14 protein-coding genes, 3 pseudogenes and 1 riboswitch are annotated in these 18,666 nt (G+C 41.0%); of the genes and pseudogenes, 15 read left to right on the plus strand and 2 right to left on the minus strand.

Annotated features, from left to right (window positions below; all coding sequences use genetic code 11):
- Positions 1 to 438, minus strand: a pseudogene (locus EV203_RS02280) (DDE-type integrase/transposase/recombinase); the annotation flags it as partial.
- 182 nt (positions 439 to 620) lie between these two features.
- Here EV203_RS02280 and EV203_RS02285 point away from each other — a divergent pair.
- From EV203_RS02285 to EV203_RS02300, 5 genes and pseudogenes are all read left to right on the plus strand, one after another.
- Entirely contained in the window at positions 621 to 2,645 is a 2,025-nt protein-coding gene (locus EV203_RS02285; RefSeq protein ID WP_132039034.1) for a sigma-54-dependent Fis family transcriptional regulator, read from the plus strand.
- 226 nt (positions 2,646 to 2,871) lie between these two features.
- Entirely contained in the window at positions 2,872 to 3,861 is a 990-nt protein-coding gene (locus tag EV203_RS02290; protein WP_132039035.1) for a thiamine pyrophosphate-dependent dehydrogenase E1 component subunit alpha, read from the plus strand.
- A gap of 44 nt (positions 3,862 to 3,905) precedes the next feature.
- Positions 3,906 to 4,925 carry an alpha-ketoacid dehydrogenase subunit beta gene (locus tag EV203_RS02295; protein ID WP_009610940.1) on the plus strand — a complete coding sequence of 340 codons (1,020 nt, stop codon included), beginning with the start codon at positions 3,906 to 3,908 and terminating at the stop codon, positions 4,923 to 4,925.
- Positions 4,926 to 4,977: 52 nt separating this feature from the next.
- A pseudogene (locus tag EV203_RS13680) lies at positions 4,978 to 5,175 on the plus strand (lipoyl domain-containing protein); the annotation flags it as partial.
- A gap of 129 nt (positions 5,176 to 5,304) precedes the next feature.
- On the plus strand, positions 5,305 to 6,159 hold the full coding sequence (locus tag EV203_RS02300) for a dihydrolipoamide acetyltransferase family protein (protein ID WP_243700565.1): 855 nt from the start codon (positions 5,305 to 5,307) through the stop codon (positions 6,157 to 6,159).
- Between the two features lie 371 nt (positions 6,160 to 6,530).
- Here the strand turns inward: EV203_RS02300 and gltA are convergent, their stop codons facing one another.
- Positions 6,531 to 7,952 (minus strand): NADPH-dependent glutamate synthase, encoded by a 1,422-nt coding sequence (gene gltA, locus EV203_RS02305; RefSeq protein WP_132039037.1) that lies wholly within the window; start codon positions 7,950 to 7,952, stop codon positions 6,531 to 6,533.
- Here gltA and EV203_RS02310 point away from each other — a divergent pair.
- From EV203_RS02310 to EV203_RS13515, 10 genes and pseudogenes are all read left to right on the plus strand, one after another.
- A complete protein-coding gene (locus EV203_RS02310) occupies positions 7,912 to 9,066 on the plus strand; it encodes an iron-containing alcohol dehydrogenase (protein WP_341765400.1) in 1,155 nt (384 codons plus the stop codon). The two genes, gltA and EV203_RS02310, sit on opposite strands and share 41 nt — an antisense overlap.
- Positions 9,067 to 9,337: 271 nt before the next feature.
- Positions 9,338 to 11,065 carry a [Fe-Fe] hydrogenase large subunit C-terminal domain-containing protein gene (locus EV203_RS02315; protein WP_132039038.1) on the plus strand — a complete coding sequence of 576 codons (1,728 nt, stop codon included), beginning with the start codon at positions 9,338 to 9,340 and terminating at the stop codon, positions 11,063 to 11,065.
- On the plus strand, positions 11,062 to 12,240 hold the full coding sequence (locus EV203_RS02320; protein ID WP_132039039.1) for a PP2C family protein-serine/threonine phosphatase: 1,179 nt from the start codon (positions 11,062 to 11,064) through the stop codon (positions 12,238 to 12,240). Before EV203_RS02315 ends, EV203_RS02320 begins: the two co-directional genes overlap by 4 nt.
- Before the next feature lie 284 nt (positions 12,241 to 12,524).
- Positions 12,525 to 12,612: riboswitch (cyclic di-GMP riboswitch) on the plus strand.
- Between the two features lie 101 nt (positions 12,613 to 12,713).
- Positions 12,714 to 13,184 (plus strand): chemotaxis protein CheW, encoded by a 471-nt coding sequence (locus EV203_RS02325; RefSeq protein WP_022588539.1) that lies wholly within the window; start codon positions 12,714 to 12,716, stop codon positions 13,182 to 13,184.
- Positions 13,185 to 13,274: 90 nt separating this feature from the next.
- A complete protein-coding gene (locus tag EV203_RS02330) occupies positions 13,275 to 14,378 on the plus strand; it encodes an HD domain-containing protein (protein WP_022588540.1) in 1,104 nt (367 codons plus the stop codon).
- Between the two features lie 117 nt (positions 14,379 to 14,495).
- The gene (locus EV203_RS02335) at positions 14,496 to 16,490 is read left to right on the plus strand and encodes a methyl-accepting chemotaxis protein (protein ID WP_132039040.1); all 1,995 of its coding nucleotides are present in this window, start codon (positions 14,496 to 14,498) and stop codon (positions 16,488 to 16,490) included.
- A 212-nt stretch (positions 16,491 to 16,702) separates the two neighbouring features.
- The gene (locus EV203_RS02340; RefSeq protein WP_022588542.1) at positions 16,703 to 16,885 is read left to right on the plus strand and encodes a hypothetical protein; all 183 of its coding nucleotides are present in this window, start codon (positions 16,703 to 16,705) and stop codon (positions 16,883 to 16,885) included.
- A 329-nt stretch (positions 16,886 to 17,214) separates the two neighbouring features.
- Positions 17,215 to 17,808 carry an IS607 family transposase gene (locus EV203_RS02345; protein WP_022588543.1) on the plus strand — a complete coding sequence of 198 codons (594 nt, stop codon included), beginning with the start codon at positions 17,215 to 17,217 and terminating at the stop codon, positions 17,806 to 17,808.
- A 225-nt stretch (positions 17,809 to 18,033) separates the two neighbouring features.
- Positions 18,034 to 18,369 (plus strand): annotated as a pseudogene (locus EV203_RS02350) (hypothetical protein); the annotation flags it as partial.
- On the plus strand, positions 18,354 to 18,659 hold the full coding sequence (locus tag EV203_RS13515; RefSeq protein WP_207910859.1) for a hypothetical protein: 306 nt from the start codon (positions 18,354 to 18,356) through the stop codon (positions 18,657 to 18,659). The pseudogene EV203_RS02350 and the gene EV203_RS13515, both read left to right, overlap by 16 nt.
- Positions 18,660 to 18,666: the final 7 nt, after the last annotated feature.

Below are 18,666 nucleotides of genomic sequence, written 5' to 3' on the forward strand. Positions count from 1 at the left end.
GAAAGGGTAGCGGTAAGTAAGGCGAGACTTTTTAGGAGCAGGTTTACCAGGAGCCCATTGATGTTTACACACTTTACACTGTAGTTTTTGAAAGCCGTCAGGGTCTTTACCAAAACTGTACAAATAATCAGGAGGGGCACTGCAAACAGGGCACTTATCAACATCAACACAAAGGGGTTTAATACGTCTAACATGAGAGATAGGCTTACCTTGAGCTTCAGCTTCGGCAAGGATTTTCTTGTAATCTTTTTTCTCAACAACTTTTTCAACAAGTGGCAAAGGATCCTCTAAAGGTGACAAAACTTTGTAGCCTGAAGGTTGGAGGTCAACAGGCGGCTGAATATCTACTTTAAAGTGTTTGAGAGCGAATAGAGAAATTTTAAGCAAAAAATTTAATAAATGAGTAAGAAGGAAAACGGGTAGTAGTTGTCGAAACATAAATTAGGATTCCCTCCTTTGGGTTGATGGTGTTTGTTTTTGCTACAACTACTACCTACGACACCAAGGGGAGGGAATCCTCCTTTTTCTCGAAAAAAATTTTTATTCCAATGTTTTGGAGACTATAGATACGCGAATTTAAGGCTTTAATTTGACGTTACATGGTACGGGGGGAGAGGTGAATGAAAGAAAATTTTTATGGAGTTTATGAAGAAGTGTGGCATCAATGGAACGATTTTCAAAACACCATGACTATCTCAAAACAAATCGTTAGATCGGAAATACTTAAATCTTGGGAAAGGTGCAAAATTGCAGGCGTCGATCCGTACCAGGAACAAGGACAAGAAATTATCGAGGGTTCTGCTTTAAAAGAAGCCAGAGAAAGACAAGAAGAACTAATTCAAGCTGCTAGGCCGGTTATGGAAAAGCTTTTATCGCTGTCTAGTGACTATGGTTTCCTCGCAGTTTTAGTAGGAGAGGACGGTTATATATTAGAAACATTAGGGAATAACAAGGAAACTATAGACCTAGCTCGAAAAACCAATTTCATTCCTGGCGCATGCTGGCGAGAAGATAAAGTGGGCACTAACGGGATAGGAACCGCAATGGTTATAGGACAAGCCCTTGATGTAACTGGGGCTGAGCACTTCTGCCGTGGACTTCACTCTTGGACATGTGCTAGTTCTCCAATTTTTAGTCCGGAAGGAAAACTTATTGGAGTTATTGACCTTTCGGGACCCTGGTACCGAGAAAATAAACTGGCATTAGCTACTATAGTATCTTCTGCAATTGCGATTGAAAACAATTTGAAGCAGAGTAAAGCCTTTAAAGAAACTTTAACTTACAGACAACTCTCAGAATACTTTTTAGAAAGCAACCCTGATCCCTTATTAGTGATGGATAATACAGGAAGATTAGTCAAGGTTAATTATGCATCTGAGAAAGTTTTGGGATGGAAAAAAGAAGATTTAATAGGACGAAAAGCTGATGAAATATTTGACAATTCGCAGGAAATCCTATTCCTCATAAAAGCGCGGCAGAGTGTAAAAAACAAGGAAATATTAGTGCAAAGTAGAAAAGGTATCTTGCGGTGTAGCGCAGATGTTTCACCTATAAGTGGTTATTACAATGAAAATGTAGCGGCTCTAATAGCTCTAAAAATGCATGAAGGTAGTCAATTTTATATAAGCTCTCCTCCAGCCTTAAAAGGATTCGAAGTAATATTAGGGAATCATCCCTGTTTGCGTGAAAGCATACGATTAGCCCAAATTGCAGCAAAGAGCGATGCACCAGTCCTCATTTTAGGAGAGACAGGGACAGGGAAAGACCTTTTTGCAAGAGCCATTCATGAGGCTAGTGGTAGAAAAGGACCTTTTGTGGCGATAAATTGCGGTGCTTTGCCGCGAGAATTAATTGGAAGTGAGCTTTTCGGCTATGTAGGTGGAGCTTTTACCGGTGCACGGCCAGAGGGCAAGCCAGGTAAATTTGAACAAGCACAAGGAGGTACTTTATTTTTAGACGAAATAGGCGATATGCCTATGGATATACAGGTTTACCTTTTACGAGTGTTGGAAGAAAAAAAGGTAGTTCGAATAGGCGGACATAAGGAGATACCGTTAGATGTTCGAATTATTGCTGCGACCAATTCGGATTTAACGAAGTTAGTAAAAGAGAAAAAATTCCGAGAGGATTTGTATTTTCGCCTGAGAGTTCTCACTATTCATTTATGCCCGTTACGAGAACGCAAAAGTGATATACCTCTTCTTTTTCAACATTTTGTTAATAAATTTTCACAAAAATTGGGTAAAACTATTACCAATATTGATCCATCAGTTTGGTCTTTATTAAATAATTACGACTGGCCAGGAAACATTAGGGAATTACGAAATGTGGCAGAATGGGCAGTGAATATAGCAGAGGATAATACAATTTCTGCTAGTCATTTGCCGTCTTACTTATCTGGTTCTCAAACTATCCGCGAGGACAGTAATAGCTTTTCTTCTACCTCTCTTGTTGAACTGGAAAAGCAGGAGATTAGTCGACTTCTCGAACATTATGGAGGTAATATAACTAAAGTTGCTAAAGCCTTAGGCATAGCACGGAACACCTTGTATAGGAAGCTTTATAAATATGGACTAAAGACTCGTTATAGTGTTCCAAAATCTAACGTTACAAAAAGAGACATAAGTTACAAAGAAGCAAATTAAGATTTCATAATTTCTCGTAAAAATCAAGAGTTAAATATGCCAGCACTCAATAATGGGTGCTGGCATATTTTTTGCAAGAATATATTTAATGCAAAATGCAAAATCTAAAAGGGGGGATGTAACAAAAACAAAAAATTAAAACATATTCACCTTCTTTGACATTATAAAGCAAGGTAATATATTGCAAAAAATTGAAAAAATTATAAATAGATAGGAGTGAAGAGGTATGAACATTCCTAAAGAAACTCTTATGCGTATGTATCTTGAGATGGTTACAATTCGATTATATGAGGAAACTATGGCTGAAGCCTATCAGGAGGGGAAATACCCAGTATTCAACATTGCATCAGGCCCAGTCCCTGGCGAGATGCATTTAGCTGCAGGACAGGAGCCTGTAGCTGTAGGGGTATGCATGCACCTTAAAAAGGAGGATGCTGTAGTAGGTACTCACCGGCCTCACCACTTTGCTATTGCAAAAGGAGTAGATCTCAAACGCATGACAGCAGAAATATTTGGTAAAGTTACCGGTTTAGGCCGCGGCAAAGGTGGTCACATGCACCTCTTTGACCCTGATGTACACTTCAGCTGCAGCGGCATCGTTGGTGCTAGCATTCCACAAGCAGTAGGAGCAGCCCTAGCTTTCAAAATGCGCAAAGAAAAGCGAGTAGCTGTGGCCTTTTTTGGTGACGGTGCTGCAAATCAGGGTACTTTTCATGAGGGACTTAACTTAGCTGCAATCTGGAAGCTACCGGTGGTGTTTGTATGTGAGGACAATAGTTGGGCAATTTCTGTACCAAAAGAAAAGTCTACAGCTATCAGTCAAAATGCTGACCGTGCAGTTGCGTATGGTATACCTGGAGTATACGTGGGAGAGAACGATGTCTTAGCTGTTTACGAAGCTGCTGGCGAAGCAATAGAGAGAGCACGTCAGGGAGGAGGACCAACTATTATTGAAGTTAAAACAGATCGTTTCTTTGGACATTTCCAGGGTGATCCGGAAGTATATAGACCTAAGGACGAAGTTCAGCGCCTAAAGCAAAATGATCCAATTAAGCGGTTCAGGAAATACCTTATTGAAAATGACATAGCCACAGAAAATGAACTTAAACAATTAGACGATGAGGCACGAAAACGTGTTGAGGAGGCTTTCTTGTTTGCTCGGGAGTCACCCTATCCAGCGCCGGAAGAAGCCCTACTTCACGTGTTTGTAGAATAGTGAATTACGGTCTAGTTGAATAATATTTAAAGGAGGAGAAAATTATGTCTGCGATAACTTCGCGAAAGCTTACTATGGCAAAAGCAATTGCTGAAGCTATTAGTTTGGAAATGGAAAGAGATCCGAGAGTTTTTGTCATGGGTGAGGACGTAGGCGTATATGGAGGCATATTTGGTGCCACAGCTGGGTTGTATGAAAAATTTGGACCAGAAAGAGTTATCGATACACCTATTTCCGAAGCAGGTTTTATAGGTGCTGCTTTAGGAGCTGCTATGGAAGGTATGCGTCCCATAGTAGAATTAATGTTTGTAGATTTCTTTGGCGTGGCTATGGATCAAATTTATAATCACATTGCTAAAAACACTTACTTTTCAGGAGGAAATATTCGAGTACCTTTGGTACTCATGACGGCGGTTGGCGGTGGTTACAATGATGCGGGACAGCATTCACAGTGTCTTTGGGGGACTTTTGCTCATCTGCCTGGTCTTAAAGTAGTTGTACCTTCTACTCCTTATGACGCCAAAGGTTTGATGATTTCAGCCATACGGGATGACAATCCTGTTATATACATGTTCCACAAGGGGTTACTTGGTCTGGGATGGATGACCCTTATTAAGGACAGCACTGGCCCTGTCCCTGAGGAGCCTTATACAATCCCGTTTGGTAAAGCAGAGGTAAAACGGGAAGGAAAAGATGTTTCAATAATCAGCGTGGCTATGGGTGTCTATCAAGCATTAGAGGCGGCCAAAGAACTGGAAAAAGAAGGTATAAGTGTTGAGGTTCTGGACCTCAGGACATTGGTGCCGTTAGACCGCGAAGCCATAATAAATACTGTAAAGAAGACCCACAGAGTATTGGTGGTGGATGAAGACTACCTGAGCTATGGTATGAGCGGAGAAGTTGCTGCAACTGTAGTTGAGCATGCTTTTGACTACTTGGAAGCGCCTGTAAAAAGATTGGCGGTTCCAGACGTGCCTATCCCATATTCTCGTCCTTTGGAACAGTTTGTATTACCTTCAAGTTCTAAAATTGTGAATGCAGTTAAGGAATTGCTCAGGTCATAATAATGAGATTTCAAAGCAGGAGGACTGATATCTTATGCCATACGAATTTCGCATGCCTAACGTAGTATCAAATGGAATAGAAGGGTTTGTGGTGAATTGGTTCAAGGATGAAGGACAGCCAGTACAAGCAGGTGAATTGCTGTTGGAAGTACAATTTGAAAAAGCGGCTATTGAACTCCAGGCTCCAGTAAGCGGCATACTGACAAAAATCCTATGTCCCCAAGGTCATGTAGTCAAGGTTGGGCAACCGCTCTGTTTGATCGAAGAAAAATCCACAGAAGTGGCTGGAGGTAGTGGATCTGCGGTACCTCCGGTCCATGCGCCAGAGGAAACGCCCCACTTCCACGGCGAAACGGAGCGAACAACCCAGAGTACTCCAGTGGATTCCCAAGTCCATAGTAGCAACACGGGCGATGTAAGAGCCACTCCTGCAGCCCGTAAACTCGCCCGCGAATTGGGAATTCCTCTAGAGGCAGTGCCGGGTACTGGTCCGGGTGGTCGAATTACTGAGGAAGATGTTAAGAATTTTGCTCAGCGTTCTGAGAAGACAAATTTAACAGCAAGAAGAATACCACTCACTCCTACCCAGCGTTTAGTCGGATCAAGGATGTTACAGAGTCTTCGAGAAACTGCACAGTATACATTAGGGCGGGAAGTAGATGTAAGCGCGTTAATCAAAATCCGCATGGAGCTTAGACAAAAAGGTTCACCTGCTAACATAACGGATCTTATACATAAAGCAGTGGTTCAGGCGATTTTAGAAAATCCTGTAATGCAGGCCGTTATTGATGGAGATGATATGGTAGTGCCTGCAGAAGTCCACTTGGGATTTGCTGTTGCCCGTGGTGATGAACTTCTAGTACCTGTAATCAAAAATGCTCATAGACTTAACCTTAATGAAATGGCTGTTGAAAGACGCCGACTTACTGATGCAGTTCTACAAGGTATTATAAAGCCAGAAGAGCTACAAGGGGGTACCTTTACAGTTACAAATCTGGGTACTTATGGTGTTGACTTCTTTACCCCTGTGCTATATCCAAAACAATCTGCAATTCTCGGTATTGGAAGAATAGTGGAACGACCAGTCCTTGAGAATGGAAACATCCGCTCCGCGCAATTTATGACTCTTAGCCTTACTGTAGATCATCAGGTAATAAACGGTGCCCCTGCTGCTAGATTCTTAAATCGACTGGCAGAACTTCTTTCTCAACCGGAAGTGCTCTTGGAGTTGTAATAGCAAAAGGGCAGTGCATGTGCGCTGCCCTTTTAGAGTACATAAAAAAAGACAAGTTGTAGAAGAAGGTGAGCATGTAAAGGTAATATTATCCAGTAGAGAAATTCTTTTGTTGCCATCGGGAGGATAAAGATAGCGCCGAAACGATTAAATTGGTTGTTTGTCTGCTTTTAAAACTTATTAGAAAAAAGGGTGGAACAGTATAAAGCTTTTATTTAGTAGATGGAAGCAACAAAATTTTAAAAGCGTTTGCTGAACAGGAAATAAATGAGCAGGCAAAAGATAAATTCATAAATAAAAGAGACGATAGCTGGATGTATATCCTTCCACAGCACCGACTGCTATCGCCTCTTTAGTTTACCGAAAAATGTTTACCGCCATTTTTTGTTTTGTAGGTATTCATGGATGGAGCGAGCTGCTTTTTTTCCGGCACCCATGGCCAAAATTACAGTAGCTGAACCTGTTACAATATCGCCTCCAGCCCATACCCCTTCTCTGGAAGTCCTTCCCTCCTCATCGACAGCGATATAACCGTGTTTTGTAAGTTCTAAGCCTTCAGTGGTCTTTGTGAGGAGGGGATTAGGGCCAGTACCTATGGCGATTACTACCGTATTAACATCCATGATAAATTCAGAACCCGTTATAGGAACTGGACGGCGACGACCCGAAGCGTCAGGTTCTCCAAGTTCCATGCGGATACACTCAATACCTTTGACCCAACCATTTTCGTTACCTATTATTCTCACTGGATTTGTGAGGAAATCAAATATAATACCTTCCTCTTTAGCGTTCTCGAATTCTTCTTTTCTTGCGGGCATTTCTTCTTCAGAACGGCGATACACAATATGAACTTCGTCAGCTCCCATTCTTAGAGCAGACCTGGCTGCATCCATAGCTACATTGCCACCCCCTATTACTGCTACTTTTTTGCCTACCTTTATGGGGGTGTCAGTGTTGGGAAAAGAATAGGCTTTCATCAGGTTTATTCTGGTTAGAAACTCGTTGGCTGAATACACGCCAAGGTAGTTTTCACCAGGTATGCCCATAAATTTCGGGAGGCCAGCTCCGGTGCTGATAAAGACAGCCTCATACCCCATTTCAAAAAGGTCGTCTATCGTCAGAACTTTGCCCATAACCATGTTGGTTTTAATTTCTACGCCCAGCTGTTGTATAAACTTTACTTCTTGTTCCACTATAATTTTCGGTAGCCTGAATTCAGGAATACCGTATACCAGTACGCCACCGGGTTTGTGAAGAGCTTCAAAGATCGTTACATCGTAGCCGAGTTTAGCCAAATCTCCTGCACAGGTGAGACCGGCGGGCCCGGAACCGATGATGGCCACTTTTTTACCAAGCTTTTTAGGAATTACCGGGGGACGGATGCCTTTGGCTCTTTCCCAGTCTGCTGCAAACCGTTCTAGGCGACCTATGGCCACAGGTTCACCTACTTTGCCCAAAACACAGTTTTTCTCGCATTGCGTTTCTTGTGGACAGACTCTGCCACATATGGCGGGCAAGCTGTTGGTTTCTTTTATAATCTTTATAGCTCCTTCAAAATCTCTTTCTGCAATACGTTTTATAAACTGGGGAATTTGTACCTGAACGGGGCACCCTTCAACACATCCTGGTTTTTTACACTGAAGGCACCTCTGGGCTTCACTAACTGCCTCTTCTTCCGAATAGCCCAAAGCTACTTCGTTAAAATTACGCCTGCGGACTTCAGGCTTTTGGGTAGGCATGGGTGTTTTCTTTTTGCTTCTATTTATAGGTAGTATAAAGAAGATAGAAGACATTCTAGAAGTTCTAAAACATAAGGGTATCGATAATGTCATTTTTGTAACCGGAAAGAATTCATACAAAGTTAGTGGAGCTTGGGATGTGATAGAACCGGCTCTAAATACACTCGGCTTTAAATATTCACTTTATGACAAGGTCGGACCTAATCCTACTGTTGATATGGTCGATGAAGCGGCCAAATTCGGCCGGGAAACTGGGGCGAAGGCTGTTATTGGCATTGGTGGTGGAAGCCCTATAGATACTGCAAAAAGTGTGGCTGTACTGTTAGAATATACTGATAAAAATGCAAGAGAACTTTATGAACTGAAATTCACGCCCGAAAAAGCTGCTCCTATTATAGCTATAAATCTTACTCATGGTACTGGTACGGAAGTAGACCGATTTGCAGTAGCTACAATTCCAGAAAAAAATTATAAGCCTGCAATAGCTTATGAGTGCCTCTATCCTATGTATGCTATAGATGATCCTGCTCTCATGATAAAGCTTGATAAAAAACAGACAATAGCTGTTACTATAGATGCTTTAAATCACGTTACCGAAGCTGCCACTACTCTTGTGACATCACCTTACAGTATTCTATTGGCGAAAGAGGCAGTGAGGTTGATAGTTCGTTACCTCCCTGTTGCTGTAAATGACCCTGAAAACCTTGTGGCTAGATATTATTTGCTTTATGCTTCTGCTATAGCTGGTATTTCTTTTGACAATGGTCTCTTGCACCTTACTCATGCACTGGAGCACCCACTAAGTGCAGTAAAACCTGAGATTGCCCACGGTCTTGGGCTTGGTGCTATACTGCCTGCAGTGGTAAAGACTATTTATCCTGCTGTTGCAGAGGTGTTAGCTGACATATACAGCCCTATCGTGCCTGGACTAAAAGGACTGCCTGCTGAAGCAGAATATGTAGCTAAAAAAGTCGAAGAATGGCTCTTCAATGTAGGATGTACTCAAAAACTTTCAGACTTTGGATTTACAAAAGATGATGTTCCAACCCTAGTAAAGCTTGCTAAAACGACACCTTCTCTCGATGGATTACTTTCTATTGCACCAGTGGAAGCCACTGAAACTGTTATTGCCAAGATTTATGAAGAATCTCTTAACCCAATCTCTTAACCCATAGCCAAAGGCTATTCTGATACAAAGTGCCAAAAGGTTCAACAATTTAAAAAAACCCCACTTTTAGCCAATACAAAAAGTGGGGTTTTCATCTTTATGTATTTAATTATTGCAAAAAACACAAAAGTAAAGATTTTATAATTGGATATGAGGGTGTGTCAAAGGAGTAATGATTAAGGTTGCCGATAAATATTTCACTTCTGTGACGCGCCGGAGGTGGCGAGGATTTAGAAGCTATAAAAAATAGTAAATGGGAGGAGGATTGATTTTGGATGTAATCAGTGTATCTAAGGCAAACTGCAAAAATTGCTACCGGTGCGTTAGGCATTGTCCTGTCAAAGCTATAAAAGTAGTCGGCGGTCAGGCGGAAGTTGTGGATAGCTTATGTATATACTGTGGAAGGTGTGTCATCGAATGCCCCCAGAATGCCAAGAAAATACGGAACGACCTACATGCAGTAAAAGAATTCATAAATGCCGGTGAAAAGGTTGTAGCCTCCATAGCTCCTTCTTACCCTGCTGTCTTTGACGTAACTTCTCCTCAGGAGATGTTTTCCATACTGAAGGCCCTAGGGTTTTATGGAGCTGAGGAAACAGCGGTGGGAGCTGAAATGGTATCTATGGAGTACCAGCATTTGATCAAAAAGGGGCATAAGGGTCCCCTCATAACCACGGCTTGCCCGGTTGTAAAAAATCTGGTAGAGAAATATTATCCAGGACTTATAAGGAATCTAGCTCCGGTGGTTTCCCCGATGGTTGCTCATGCAAGGTCATTGAAGCAAAGATATGGGTTGGACATTAAAGTTGTTTTTATAGGTCCCTGCATTGCCAAAAAAGCTGAAGCCCTAGATAGAAGCGTTTTAGGGGATGTAGATGCAGTACTAACTTTTCAAGAATTGGCCGATTGGATAGATGAGAAAGCCTCCGCGGTAGCTGGAGTAGACTTTGGAGAGCGAGAAAATGTATTAGAACCTTTTATTGCCAGGAGTTATCCCTTGCCAGGGGGGCTTTTAAAGACTTCTTCAATGGAGGGTGACCTTTTGTCTCGAGAGGTCGTAGTCGTGGACGGTATAGAAAACTGTATGGAGCTTTTAGATGCCCTGGAGATGGGAAACGTAAGTGGTCGCATATTTGAGATGATGGCCTGTAGGGGTGGCTGTATCAATGGGCCCTCGATGCCGTGTGACAGTTCCCTTTATGAAAGAAGGGAAAGGTTGCTTTCATTTATAGAAAATAATCAACAGCAGCAGGGATATGAGAATATAAAGGCTTCTGCGGCGGGTATTGACCTCAGGAGGTCTTTCGAGCCGAAGGCTTTTAAAGCGCCTAGGCCAACCGAATCAGAGATAAGAGAAATACTGGCTTCAATAGGCAAAACGACTCCAGAAAAGGAACTGAACTGCGGGGCATGCGGATATCCTTCCTGCCGCAAAAAAGCCGAGGCTGTCTACCATGGAATGGCGGAGCCGGACATGTGCATCCCCTACATGAGGTCCAGGGCCGAATCTTTGGCCAACCTGATCATAGACCACACCCCGAACGGCATCATTTTGGTAGACAGTAATTTGAATATAAAGGAAATAAACAGAGCGGCGGAAAAAATGTTCGGTGTTGAAAAGGAACAGGTCCAGGGGAAGCCCCTTTTCACTGTCATCGACGACAGGGATTTTGCCTGGGTACTGGCCAATAAAACTAACCTCCAGGATAAAAAGGTGAACTATCCCCGGAATTCTTTAACTACCCTCCAGACTATGTGCTATATCGAGGAAGAGGACATGGTACTGGCGATTATTCAGGATATTACCGAACAGGAAAAGCAGAGGATGGAACTGGAAAGGGTTAGGGAGGAGACCCTGGAGAAGGCCCAGGAAGTAATAAACAGGCAGATGCGCGTCGCCCAAGAAATAGCGGGACTGCTGGGAGAGACGACGGCGGAGAGCAAGATGCTGCTCCTTAAGCTTATAGAACTGGTTAAAGGCAGGGAAGAAGAAAAGTGAAGATCTTTGCTGAAGTGTTCACCAAAAGCCTTACCAAAAAAGGAGAAGAGCTGTGCGGGGACAGCGTTGAGGTTGTGCAATCCGAAGACGGCATAATTGCCGTAATGGCCGATGGCCTGGGGAGCGGGGTAAAGGCCAGTATACTTTCCACTCTTACCGTAAGGATTGCTTCTACCATGATAAAAAACAGGGCTTCCATAGAAGAAGTGGTCAAGACCCTGATTAATACTCTCCCAGTGTGCCGCGTTCGGCAGCTTGCTTATTCCACTTTTTCCATTCTCGAGATTAACGATGACGGAGAGGGAAGGCTTTTTGAATTTGATAATCCACCTGTGATCTACATCCGGGACGGAAAGGTTCTTAAGCTACCTTACAGGGAACTGAGGGTGGAAGAGAGGAAGATTCTGGAGTACCGGTTTGAAGCCTTTCCGGGGGATAAAATATTCCTGGTAAGCGACGGAGTCATTCACGCAGGGGTGGGGGGTGTCCTGAACCTGGGATGGCAGTGGCCTAATGTGGCCGAATACCTGCAGAGGCTTGACAGAAGGGGATATTTCGTGTCGGAAATGGTGGACCAGCTGATCAAAACGTGTAGCCACCTTTATTCCGGTAATCCGGGGGACGATACCACGGTCGTGGGAGTAGGTTTAAGAAAGTCGGAGCTGATCACGGTACTAGTTGGCCCTCCTGAAGATAGGTCAAAGGATGCAGAAGTCGTGAAAAAACTTATCGACAGCGAAGGCAAAAAAGTGGTCTGCGGAGGTACTACTGCAAATATTGTTTCTAGGGAAACTGGAAGGAAAGTAGTTACAAATATGGACTATGCCGACCCGGCGATACCTCCCGTCGGTAGTATAGAGGGAATAGACCTCGTAACCGAAGGTTTGATAACTTTAAGCAGGTGTGTCGAGATACTGAGAAATTTTGTAAACACGTATTCCTTTTCTCCCCACTTCTTAGACGATATAAGGAAAAAGAAGGACGGAGCTTCAATGCTGGCAGACCTGCTTGTCAACCGCTCCACTCACATCCGCTTTCTGGTGGGGCGGGCGGTTAATCCTGCCCACCGGAATGCATACCTGCCGGAAGGCGCAAGCGACAAGCTCAAGATAGTAGAGGAACTGGCCCAAATCCTGAAAAAATGCGGCAAGAGGGTGTATATAGAGCTTTATTAGAGGAAAAAGAGGCATTGGCCCTGCTCTCAAGCTGCTTTTTTATATTTCTGCTGTTTTTTGAGACATTTAAAAAGGATTTCACACATTTTAATTATACCAAACAGAAGGGAGGCAGCCTCTATTCTTTTTATGGTGTTTTCTTCTTCAATGTTTTTGCAATTATTCTCCAAGTGGTAAATATGTCTATACCTATTCAAGGACCAATATCTATAAAATTCTTGACGAAAAATAGCGAAAATTGTAGAATATAATTGAGTTTTAGCATACTTTAGCAAAATATTAACCTTCGATAAGGGCAAACCCGTCGAAAGGCGGGGGCGCAAAGCCACGGGCCTAAATCCCTGATTGGGACATGGTAGCCGGGCTGCCGAAGGATGTGTAAAAATAAAAATTGATTTTCTGCGGCAGCCTTGGGTATGGGCTGTCGCTTTTTATGTTTTTTTCAAAACCACCATGAGAAAAGGAGGAAAGTAATGCCTAAAAAAATAGTAGTTTTTAGCCTGGCAGAAGAACTTTATGGACTAGATATCTTCGATGTACATGAAGTTGTCAAAGATGTGTCTATCACAAAAATACCTGAAACGCCCGAATTTATAGAAGGAATAATAAATTTAAGAGGAAAAATCATACCAGTAATAGACCTTAAAAAGCGTTTTGGAATTGGGAAAAAGGAAAAAAGCAAAGACAGCAGAATAATCATAGTGGAAATATTGGGTCAGAAGGCGGGTTTAATAGTCGATGCAGTACATGAAGTAATAACCATTGACGAAAACTCGATTGAACCTCCACCACCTGTCACTACAATAGACACTGCTTTCGTAGAAGGAATTGCTAAAACAGACGATAAGATGATAATTATAATTAAACTACATTTTCTCTTTAAAGTCAACGAAAAAGAAATGTTTCTAAATGCGAGTTCTGAAGATACGAAGGAAAGAAGTTGAAAATCGCTAAAGAGGATGTTCGCTTTAATAAAAAGAAGTGATAGCAGTATTTATTAAGGTTTCGATGTGATGAACTAAGGAGGCAAAAAGATGATGCCGGTTCCAAGATATAACAAAGTGCCAAGCATAAAAGTAGGGTTAAGCATTGAAGAAGCCGTGAAAATTATGGCCAGCCAACAAAGTTTTGTCCTTCAAGTAATAAATGACAAAGGGGAGCCGGTAGGTTGGCTTAACTGCTTAGATATATTGAAGACTATTATAGAAGACTCCGCTGTGGTAAAGATTAAGGAAAAAAGTATAGAGAAACTCATATGTCCCATTAATGAAGAAGATTACCTGAATGTGTTTGGGGAACTATCTGATATAAGTCGTTGGGCCGAGAAAAGAGGACACCGCCTTCCCTATTTTACCACAACCGAAGGTAATGCAGGTATACTGTCAGTATCTGGGCTTTTACAGGAGGCTTTGGAGGAGAGAGATAAAGAGAGGGAGTTGAGGGAAGAAGCACAATTACACTTTGAGAGGATCAACTATATTCATGAAGAACTTGAGAAGGCTTTGGCAAATCTTTTCATCGATCCCAACGTGATAGTGAAGCTTAAATCCATAGTTGAATACCAGGATGAATATGATCTGTCTACTGGGAAAATAAAGATTACCGGAGTGATAAAGGAAGGAACTTACCTACACGTAGTAAACATGCTGCGGTTGCTGGCCGAATTGTGGGAGCAAGGACTATTAGAACTAGGAGTTATAAACAAAGAGACGCTGGTCAATGCAACCATTTTTCATGACCTTGGCAAAGTGCAACCTCCTCTGAAAATTGGAGAAGTTGTGGATCCTAAGGAAGCCTTTGAACCTGGTAAGTATCATGCTTTTAGAAGTGCTTTAATAGCAAAAAATGTATATCATCTTGATAAAAACGTTGTCCAACTTATCAAATATCATCACCATACTGAGGAAGAACTGCCACCCGATTTTCCTGATGGTCTTCTGCCCATGCACCGGCTTTTCCGGCTGATAGACGGGCTTTCAGCAGGAATTACACGACGAGGCTCTAAGGTTAATTTGACAGTTAAAGGGACTATTGTCCAGGTGAAAGAGGAAAGCATCCACCCGGATTATAACCGGTGCATAGAAATAGACCTCTGCAGGGAGAAGGTAAGTGGTGAAGGCAGAGAGGAAACGTGCTAATGAAAGCAATATCAAGGACAGCAATAATTTAACCAAGAATGTTATTTTTATATGCTGTTTATTCAACAACTTTGTTGAAGAAAACAAAAAATAACGTAAAAAAGGGGAACTTTAATTATGAAAACCAAATTTTCCACAAACATGATGTTAAAGCAAAAACTAATTGTGATTTTTATACTATTATCAATTTTACCTGCAATTTTGACTGCAGGCCTTTCATTATACCAAAGCAAAAGTTTAGTTGAATATCAAGTTAGTAGTCTAGCAAGGCAAATTGCAAAAGAAAAAGTAGCTTATATTGACTCTTTCATTGAAAAAGTGTCAGCAGAAGTTGATTCAATTAGTAAAAACCCGGATGTTATTAGTAGAGATACCGCAAAAACTATGGTAGTATTACGAAATGTTAAGGAATCAGATTCAAATGCTTTATTTGTTTATATAGGCAATGCTGACAAAGAATATCTTGAATACCCTAAGACAGAACTTTCACAAGGGTTTGATCCAACAACGAGGCCATGGTATAAAAAAGCTGAAGAATCATTTGGAAATATAGTCATTACTGAACCATATCAAGATGCAGGTACTGGTAAAATGATTATCACAGTTGCAAAGGCTTTTAAGCTTGCAGATGGCAAAACAGCTGTTGCTGCTGCAGATGTAAGCTTAGACCAAATTCAAAGCAATATTATGAGGACAAAAGTAGGGGAAAAAGGTTATGCAGCCTTACTTACGGAAAATGGAACAATAATTGTTCACCCCACGAAAGAAATGATACTTACAAATATAGCAGAAAAATACGACTTTGGTAAGACAATTGTTAACAACAAAAGCGGCAGCTTAAAATATAGATTTGGTGGTGAAGATAAAATTTCGGGTTTTGAGCAATCAAAACTAACAGGGTGGATAGCTATAGCGACGATGCCGCAATCTGAGTATGCAACAAAACTTAACAAGAGTATTGTCTATGTGCTAGTAATATTAGCAATAATTTCTGTTTTAGCCGTGATTATTGGTTTATTCTTGGCAGGAAATATTGCTAATCCAATCTTACTTGGCGTCAGTTATTTAGAAACTGTAGCGAATGGTGACTTTACAGGAAATGTTGCTGAGCAATTTCTTAGGCGCCATGACGAAATAGGCAGGCTTGCAGAGGCTATCAATAAACTGCAGGCCAATATTAGACCGCTGCTTTCAGAACTGAAAACCAGTGTGGAGACATTAACTAAAAACTCAGAAGCCTTGAGTGCTGTCTCACAAGAAATAGCTGCTTCTTCCAATGACGTTGCAAAAGCCATTCAAGAGGTGGCTTCTGGGGCATCTAACCAAGCCCAAGATTTGCAAGAAATAGTATCTCTTATAGGTAATATAACGACAAGCTTAGAAAAAGTATACAATGAACTTGGTCACGTAAAGGAAAATAGTGAAGAAACCTCTCGATTGGCAAATACCGGCAAGAAAGAGTTAGACGATCTTATTTCTTCAATTAGTGGAGTGCGTGAAGCATTTGAGGTAGTAGTTAAAAAACTTGGAATTCTTAAAGGTTCAGTAGGACAGGTAGGAGAGATTTTAGAGATTATAAAGGGAATAGCAGAGCAAACGAATTTATTAGCATTAAATGCAGCTATTGAAGCAGCAAGAGCTGGAGACGCAGGACGAGGTTTTGCAGTTGTAGCAGACGAAATAAGAAAACTTGCAGAACAAACTCGCGTATCTTCTGATAAGATAAGTGCTTTATTAAACGAGATAACCTCAGGAACTGATGAGGTTGTAAAGACTTCTGAAGAAGTGACTGCTCAAGTGAATAACCAATTAGAAAATGTAGAGAATACCATAAAGGCTTTTGATAACATATTAGAATCAGTAGCAGCCATAGCACCGATGATTAAAGCAACATATACAGAAGTAGATAATACCGTAAAAGCAAAGGACATAGTGTTAGAGCGTGTTGAGAACATAAGCGCAGTTTCAGAAGAGACATCAGCGTCTGCTGAAGAGATATCGGCATCTGCCGAGGAACTTGCTGCATCTACGCAAGAGATAGCTGCAAACGCACAGCAAGTTTTAGAAGTTGCTAAACGTATTGAGAAACAAGTAGAGCAATTTAAGGTTTAGAAAGCGGTATTTATTAAAGGGGCTGCCCATAAGCTATACCCGTTGGCTAGAGGGTAGCCTTTATATATTATTAATGCTAAAAAAAGAAAACAATGAATTGAAAGTTAATGAATGACCAACTTTTCCAATAAAAATAAAAAAACAAAGATTTAAAGGAAATTAATAAAGGAACAGATAGAAGAAACTTGGTTTAAATAGAAGGGAGAATAAAAATGGCTGAAATAAAAGACAAGGAAGATAAAATCATAATTAACTACTGCCGTCCCAAAAGCAGGAAGCAGCGTACTTTTAACCTTGTTTTCCCTTACCTAAACGACAATGAAATTGCCCTCACATTAGTTGTTGAACAACGTTCATCAGGGAACTGGAAGCCTGTAAGGCAATTATTGACGTAGGAGAAACAACAGCAGACGAAGAAGAGGCAACAAATGGCCTTGCTAATTTAATGTGGTATATATACCCCAAAAAGGAACGTGGAAAGGTTTTGCACCTTGTTGTGAACTGGAGGAGATTTAATAATAGCAGCATGTCTAAATGAGAAATATGGTGGAAAGCACCTTGCGGCAGTATATTTCAAGCGTCCTGAGATACAAAAAGAGATGGAAGAATACTGGGAAGAATTAGAAGAAGCAGTTGATGGCCCGGAAGAATTTGCGGTGATTGGAGACAAAAACAGTTAAAAATAATAATGCAAAAAGATATAATTTTAACTAGGTGATAATAGATGCTGCTGAGTATGCAAAAAGTTAAAGAGATATATGATATCAGTAGAAGAACATTAATAAATTGGGAAAAGGAAGGGTTAATAACTCCAGTTAGAACACCAAAAGGAAGAAGAAGATACAAAAAAGAAGACATAGAGAAGTTATTAGGTATGATAGAAGAAAAGCCGAAACCAAAAGTAGTTTTATATGCGAGAGTGTCCACAAAAAAGCAAGAAGAATATCTTAAGAATCAAATTAGAAGACTTGAAGAATACGCTAATTCTCAAGGATGGCAGTATGAAGTGATATCTGAAATAGCAAGCGGAGTAAATGAAAACAGGAGAGAACTATTGAAACTTTTGAACAAGATTAAAAGAGGAGAAGTTGAGAAAGTTGTAGTAGAATACCCTGATAGACTAGCAAGATTTGGATTTGAATATCTTAAGTTTTTTATGGAAAGTTTTGGGGTAGAACTTATAGTTTTAAATGGAGAAGAGAATAAAGAAGAGATAGACAAAGAATTGGCAGAAGATTTAATAGCAATAGTCACCTCATTTGCGGCAAGAATTTACGGACAAAGAGGTGGCAAAAAACATGTTAACAATCCAAGCTAAACTTGTTTTTGATAAAGAGGAAGACAAACAAATCGTATTAGATTTAAAGTTATTTGAGAAACTTAGGAAACGCCATATAAACGGAAAAGCATATGAAAATTAAATGGCAAGAAAAAAGGAAAGGAAATCTCAACACAAGAATAGAGATAAATGAAAAATGGTATTTTCTTAAGGATAAATGTAGGTGAAAGAAAGTACGTATATGCAAAAGTACAGGCGGGATGGAAAAAAGGACTTGGATTAGAAAAAAGAGTACCAGACAATTATATAAAACTTCTCAACACATTGACTGTAGAGAAATTAGAAGAATTAAAAGAGATAAAGAAAGCAATAGAATTTATACAAAGCCTTGAGAGTGAGTCAGAAAGGGTGCTAAAACCTCTGTATGGAACAAGTTTTAGTGCCTATGATTTCTGGCAAGTTCTCAAGGTAGCGGTGGTAACACCACTCTCCCCTGAGAAGGTGCCACGTGACTTCTCTGTCCTGAAAGAATTATTAATTCAGGGCAAGTGGGGGAGACCTGTAGAGGCGTTAGTTCCTGCTTCTTGGGGCAGGGGCTAGGTTTCCCAAATACCGCCAGTTGGGGCTGGGACAGCCTGAAAGGCGGACTATACAAATACCCCAACCGTCTAAACTGGAGAGTTTTTCCCAGTTTAGATAATCAGGAAAATGAAAAGATTGCTTCCTATCTAAAAGGAAAAAAGCTTAGCACATTCACTTTTGACTTGGACAGAGGAGTATTTTTGTTCCACAATGTAGAAGTAGATGAACAGGGAAAGGTGAATTTGAAGTTAATAAGCGAAGTGCCTGTAAGCTTAGAGCATTTAGACCTTTTGAAAAGAAGCTTGTAAAAAATTT

The sequence above is a fragment of the Caldanaerobacter subterraneus genome, assembly GCF_004345675.1.
In the GTDB taxonomy this organism is placed as follows: Bacteria; Bacillota; Thermoanaerobacteria; order Thermoanaerobacterales; family Thermoanaerobacteraceae; genus Thermoanaerobacter; species Thermoanaerobacter subterraneus.